The sequence below is a fragment of the Gluconobacter potus genome (assembly GCF_015244705.1).
GTDB classification, from domain to species: domain Bacteria; phylum Pseudomonadota; class Alphaproteobacteria; order Acetobacterales; family Acetobacteraceae; genus Gluconobacter; species Gluconobacter potus.
Map to the genome: position 1 here is coordinate 40,557 of NZ_JABCQF010000014.1, position 6,289 is coordinate 46,845.

Below are 6,289 nucleotides of genomic sequence, written 5' to 3' on the forward strand. Positions count from 1 at the left end.
GGGCTCGTAAAAACGTATTGGCGGAAATACAGAAAAGCGGCTTTCAGGACGCACGCTCCATCAGCCTGCGGGCCTTTTCTTCCAGATCCAGCCGCGTATCCTGATTGGCTTTTGTGCGTGCCAGTGCGGTAATCCCCTGCACGAAATCGAACACGCTCTCGGGCTTGCGGCCCTCTTCGTGCAGCACGGTTTCGATGATCTTCGCGGTTTCCGGTTTCGAGAACCCGCGACGGCGCAGGAAACTTTCGCGATCATCATCGGTTCTGGCCACCAGCGCCCGACGCGAAGCCTGGATACCGGAAACAAACGAGGCCGGGCTGGCCGTGGCGAAATTCCGGAGCGCTGGTGTCGCCTGATGCACGAAGCGGGATGCTGCAAACTTGCTATGCCGGATCGTGATCTGTTCGAAATTTTCGACGCCCCAGAGCATGCGATTTTGGCACACTCCGCGCAGGTAAAATGACGCAATACCAAGGCTTTTACTGCCGACTTCAGAATTCCACGCATAGAAACCCCGGAAATAGAGATCGGGATCGCCATTGGGCAGGCGTCCGGCCTCAATCGGGTGTGTATCGTCCACGAGGAACAGAAAAACATCGCGATCTGATGCGTAGAGCGTCGTCGTCTCCTTCGTGATATCCACATACGGATTATGGGTCATGGTCGCCCAGTCGATGACACCGGGCACCTTCCAGTTGGTATCACCTGTGCCGTCACCGGCAATTTTCCGCACCGCGCCGACCAGTTCGTGGTCCCAGATGCGGCCGTAATCTGGCCCGGTGACCGCGCGCAGTTCCACGCGGCCGTCCTCGGTTTCCAGTGTTTTGATCAGTTCAACCCGGTGTGACAGCAGGCCGTGCTGGAGATTGATCGCCGCCAGTGGAGCCGGAAGGTTACGCAGGTAGGACGATGGCGCGCTGATCAGACTGCACATCTGGCCGAACGACCAGTGTGTGGGGGCAATCGGCTCCTGCTGCCCCGGTACAGTCAGGGTCAGGCGCTCGGCATTGTCGCGCGAGGCTTCCACGCGAATGGCGCGGCTTTCCACCGTGCGGGTCGTGGCCCGATCTGCTCGCGCCAGGGTCGCGGCATGCAGGTCGGACAGCGACAGATAGCGTTCGTCATCGGGGCGGGAAAACCACTCGGACGATACGCGGGCACTGCGCTCCCCACGCGAAGGATCGATCCTGAAGCCGCCGGATGCGGCACCACGGGACGCGGGGGACAGGATGGTGGTTGTGATCATGGAAAACTCTCCTCTATGCCGGTTATTCGGCACAGAAGGCGAAGCCGACCTCTCCCTCTTTCCGGTATGCCGGACACGAAAAAAGCGGCTTCCGGGCACCGGAAGCCGCTGTCTCACAATTCCAAAACTCATTGCGTCACTCGGCGGCGATGGCCTCCATATCCCCGCCTGACGTCACCGTTTCAACCTGTGCCTGATCGGCCAGCCCCACGGTCCGCAACGCCTCGGGCAGCCAGCCCGAACCATCAAGCAGCCGCTCGGCCTCGCGCGCCATGTCGGGCTTCTTCATATGAACTATGCGGTCAGCCGCTTCGTCGCCACGTGCATCCCGCACCGCCTGCAGGATGCGCGCCTTGGTCACCCGGCCGAGATAGTTCTCGACCGTGGGCTGCCAGCCAGCCTCAATCAGATCAAGGCTGAGGGCCGACGCCAGTCGATTGGCCCGCTTGAGGCGTTCGGTCACGCTGCGCTGGGACACCGCACCATAGGCGGGCATGCGCTCATAGAGCGCGTTAATCCCGAAGGACAGGCAATGCGCCAGCAATGCCATGCGGCTGGTATCATCCAGCCCGGCGATCCAGCGCCACAGCGCGTCTTCGTCGTCCGGCAGATCGTGCTTCCAGCCATCGTTACGCTGTCGCAGCGCGTGGGCTGGCAGGCTGCCTGGCATGTCGGAGGAATGGACCGGCAGCGGGATTTCCCGGACATAGGCTTCCAGGCAATCCGCACCCGGTGTCTGCCAGTAAACATCGCGCACCAAGGTATGCAGCAGTTCGGTCAGCGCGATGTGCGGGTTGCTGGCAAAGGCGTCCCGCAGGGCGAGCGTGCGCCAGGCCGTCAGTTCGGTAAGCAACCGGTCAGGCAGCGGCTTGATCCCGTCTTCTTCCTCGGGTTCCACGTCGGGAGAGATGCTATCGCTCTTCCCCTCCTGATAACCATCGCCTGCGCTATCGTGCTCCTGCCCATCATACGCAGGGCAATTGTATTGATCGGCGTTGCCCGCATCATCGGTCTCTTCCGGCTCAGCCGGCATGTCCTCGGGGAGCACAAACCCCCGCTCCAACTGCAACGTACCATCGCTGGCGAGGCTTACGAAGGCCCCCGCCCGCGCCATGTCAGCGGGATCGAACGCCAGAGGCCGTTCTTCGAGGGCAAGGATGGCCTGTTCGATCTCGCCCAGCCTTGCATCAACCTCATCCGGGTATTCATCAGCCTGGGCATATTCAGCCTCGATGCTTTCCTGCTCGGCGCGCAGGGCTGCAAGCCGGGCAGTCTCCTCATCGGACAGCGGCATTTCCGTGCCATCGATCTCCGCAAACTGCCGTGTGTGGCCCCATGGGAATGACAGGGCGGTTTCGACCCATTTCCAACCCTCTGCACGGATATCTTCGGCGGCTGCATGCAGCTTTTCCATGACCAGCCGGTCCAGAATGGCCGGATCCTGCAACCAGCCGCCGTCATCGGCCTCGAACAGGTCGCGCATGATGGGACCACCCGCTACGATATAGGCCTCCAGCCCGACGAAACGGGCACGGGCGTCCGAAGCCCGCACGGTCTTTTCCGTCAGCATGCGGCGGATGACATAGGGTTCGCGGTTATGGCTCTGGGACACGATCTCCCAGACCTGTTCCTGACGGGCATGGTCATCGCTGATGGAAAAGGCCATCAACTGTTCCAGCTTCATGCCGTCCTGCTCGTAGATATCCAGCAGCTTGTCCGACACCGTCATCAGCCGCAGGCGCTGTTTGACCACGGTCGGTGCGACGAAGAACGCGGCAGCGATTTCTTCCTCGGATATACCCTTCTCCAGCATGTCACGAAAGGCGCGAAACTGATCCAGCGGATGCAGGGCTACCCGCTGGACATTCTCGGCCAGGGAATCATCTTCGGCGAGAATGGCCGACCCTGCCTCGCGCACGACGCACGGCACGGGTGCCGTTTTCGCCAGTTTCTTCTGCTTCACCAGCAGTTCGAGCGCGCGAAAACGACGCCCACCGGCCGGCACTTCGTAGGTACCGGTCTCAACCCCGGCATCGTCAACGACTGGCCGGACATTCAGGCTCTGCAGCAATCCGCGGCGCTCGATATCGCGGGCCAGTTCCTCGATCGACAGGCCGGACTTCACACGCCGCACATTGGACTGGGACAGGACCAGCCGGTTGAACGGGATATCACGGGACGAACTGAGGCTGATTTTGGGAATAGCGGTCGCCATGGCGAAAAACTCCATGACGGGCGGACAGGAGACTCTCTCCCACCCTCTCAACCCGTCACGAAATTTCGCGCAGCCCTCTGACTCTAAAAGGCCCGGACGCACCCAAAATCCGCAGCCTTTTCCCGGCAGAAAACGACGGCAACGGGGGGGGAAGCGGAATGTCCGGTTGTGGCTTAGAAATTAAAACAGCGGACATTCATTCGGACTGACGTCGGTTTTCGATTGTTCTCAGTAAAAAATATGACCTTAGAAGGGGCAGAGAGAGACCCCCGCCGGGGTCTGGTGGCCTTTATTTATTTCCCAATCGATTGTTAATAAGAACAAAATAACCTTTAAAATCATACGCTATGATAGAAGACAGATTTCATATACCATTGCAGTATTAGAGGCTTTGACACGTACGATCACGACTGCACACGGTGAAACCAGCAACACTGGGCATCCATCATGATGTAATTATGGTGTCTCAACCTACCTGCTTAGAGATTTCGACGTAACCTACTAACTCTGCCGAATAACTTTTGTTGCCATTCGCATCCCCCCTATGTCTCAGCTCCCGTTGCAGGGTTGGCTCTACCATGTGAGTAAACAGATCGTTCCGCTGATCGGGCAGAAAGATAGGCGTCGTCGGGGATGCTTGTAGGTATGTTTCACAAAGACGCTCGACCGCTGGAACACGCGTCCCGTCTTGTTTGACGGCAATGGGCAGCATCATTACGCGGCGCTCGCCCTTATCGGAAGATACTTCAACCACCCATATAGACAACAGCACCGGCTCTTCTACGTCGCCGAACACGGCAATACCGACTTCCTCTGGCGCCAGGCCACGCCAGCGAGTCAATTCCTCCTGTACCAACGAATGATCCAAGCCCATCAGTTGCAGATTATCCTGATTGGTCGCAGCTTCGCGGCTCAGAGTAAATTGAATGCTAGGGGCGCCATCGACATTGACGAGGTCGTATGTCGCGTCGTTCACCTTGATCAGTTTCTGCTTACGATCCACGACCGCCGCCGACAGAAAATGAACCAGACGATCTAAGCTGGATGATACGTCAGAGAAAGGTTTGTAATCGTCAAGACTGAAACCATCCAGGTCTTGGAACAAGTCGAACACCACCTGCCGTGCCTCTCGGGAGTTCGATAGTGCAGCCTCTAATTCCACCTGTGTTCGCTTTAATTCGGGGTCGGAAAGCGCCTCCTGATACAGACGGTCGTAATTCAATCGTTCTGATAACTGACCAAGAATCTGCGCACGTAAGTCTTCGGCCACATTGCCATGCTCATCCACCTTACCGACGGTACGCGCGATCTCGATCAGTTTCTCGTCAAGCAATAGGAAGATGCGACCTTCGATAGTATCCGACAGCACCAAGTTGTAGACCTGCGCGGTATGGCTCTGGCCGTAACGATGGATGCGCCCGATGCGTTGCTCCATATCCATCGGATTCCACGGCAGGTCGAAATTGAACAAAACGCGTGCGAACTGCAGATTGATAGTTGCCCATGCGTTGAGCCATGATCTGGTCGAAGACGGATCCGTCACCGCGTGATAGAGCGCGGCCATCAAGTGCGATTTACCGAGGCCACGTTCGCCGATCACGACTACAGGCCGACCTTTATTAGGACCAACGGCCTCAATGCCTTTTAGCAAATCATGCGTGGGATAAGTAATTTCCAAAAACTGTTTGGCGGCAATTTGAGTCGCGCCGGTTTGCTGGTCGTTAGACAGCTCGATAGCTGTGCCTTTGAGGCGCTTGCCTCTAAATTCTTCTCTGAGCGTAAGACCGAGCATTACATCAAATTCCGTAGTTAGTTTTTATGAATGAACGGAATGCGGGTCGCACCCCTGCTATTGCTGTTTTGCCTACATTCGGCAGATCAAAATAATTCGTACATGTGGGGAATTTAAAAATCTGCATTACGCGATTTCTTCGGCAGCACAGCCCCTACGTGCTTGTACAAAGTAGTTCTCGAAATACCATACTGCCGCGCCACCGCCGCCACCTGAATCTCTGGGTCGCGCAAGAGAGCTTTAATCTCGCGCACCTGCTTCTCCCCCAACTTGGGTTTCCGACCACCTGAACGCCCTCTGGCACGTGCCGCAGCGAGCCCTGCGTGAGTGCGTTCACGGATCAGGCTACGCTCAAACTCCGCAAGGGCCGCGAAGACGTGAAAAACCAACTTGCCCGCCGCACTGTTCGTTTCGATTTTCTCGGTTAAGCTCTCGAAACCAATTCCCAAACATTCCAACTCGGCCACGATTTGCACAAGATCAGGCAAGCTACGCCCAAGTCGATCCAACCGCCACACCACCAGCGTATCACCGCTGCGCAGCGCCTTCCGGCATTGCTCCAGCTCCAAGCGCACAGCGTTCTTGCCAATCGCCGCCTCTTCATAGATGACACGGCAACCAGCCTGCTGAAGCGCATCACGCTGCAGGTCTAAATGCTGGTCCTCCGTGGAAACCCGCGCGTAGCCGATCCTCTGATTCATTGACACAACCGGGACGTTGAAAAACTGACGCCAATGTTAACGGAACAATTATGGTTGCGATAGCCCAATATGGGAATTTTCAGCATGTCTAGAAAACTACCGTTTAATGGACATTTCTTGGCTGTCCGCTATGCGGAAATCAAATCGCTATGTCGCATGTCCGCCATGTAGGCGGCTGCCGCCTGTTTGCTTCACTTTCCTTGAGCGGATAGGCAGTTTAGGGGGGGGGGGACAGCGGAACATCTGTTGTACAACGGAAGCCGAAAAAAGCTGACGTTGTTGGCAATCCAGCATCACGATGCTGCCCAATCATGAAAATCAGATAGGTTCCCGAT

The 6,289-nt window shown here is 57.2% G+C and carries 4 protein-coding genes; all 4 read right to left on the bottom strand.

Translation table 11 applies throughout. From position 1 onward, the window contains the following. Nucleotides 1-43 precede the first annotated feature (43 nt). A complete protein-coding gene (locus tag HKD31_RS13985) occupies nt 44-1,246 on the bottom strand; it encodes a DUF932 domain-containing protein (protein ID WP_110581269.1) in 1,203 nt (400 codons plus the stop codon). Between the two features lie 136 nt (nt 1,247-1,382). Continuing rightward, nucleotides 1,383-3,461: a ParB/RepB/Spo0J family partition protein gene (locus HKD31_RS13990; protein ID WP_034932831.1), complete on the bottom strand. Its 2,079-nt coding sequence runs from the start codon at nt 3,459-3,461 to the stop codon at nt 1,383-1,385. Nucleotides 3,462-3,927: 466 nt separating this feature from the next. Beyond that, complete coding sequence (locus tag HKD31_RS13995; RefSeq protein ID WP_197713591.1) at nt 3,928-5,253, bottom strand: helicase-related protein; 1,326 nt, start codon at nt 5,251-5,253, stop codon at nt 3,928-3,930. 113 nt (nt 5,254-5,366) lie between these two features. Beyond that, the gene (locus HKD31_RS14005) at nt 5,367-5,954 is read right to left on the bottom strand and encodes a recombinase family protein (RefSeq protein ID WP_034927478.1); all 588 of its coding nucleotides are present in this window, start codon (nt 5,952-5,954) and stop codon (nt 5,367-5,369) included. Between the last annotated feature and the right edge of the window lie 335 nt (nt 5,955-6,289).

What these genes read in the sequence shown, in the direction of transcription:
- HKD31_RS13995 (WP_197713591.1), bottom strand. Translation starts at nt 5,253, where the DNA reads ATGCTCGGTCTTACGCTCAGAGAAGAATTTAGAGGCAAGCGCCTCAAA.
- HKD31_RS14005 (WP_034927478.1), bottom strand. Translation starts at nt 5,954, where the DNA reads ATGAATCAGAGGATCGGCTACGCGCGGGTTTCCACGGAGGACCAGCAT.
- HKD31_RS13985 (WP_110581269.1), bottom strand. Translation starts at nt 1,246, where the DNA reads ATGATCACAACCACCATCCTGTCCCCCGCGTCCCGTGGTGCCGCATCC.
- HKD31_RS13990 (WP_034932831.1), bottom strand. Translation starts at nt 3,461, where the DNA reads ATGGCGACCGCTATTCCCAAAATCAGCCTCAGTTCGTCCCGTGATATC.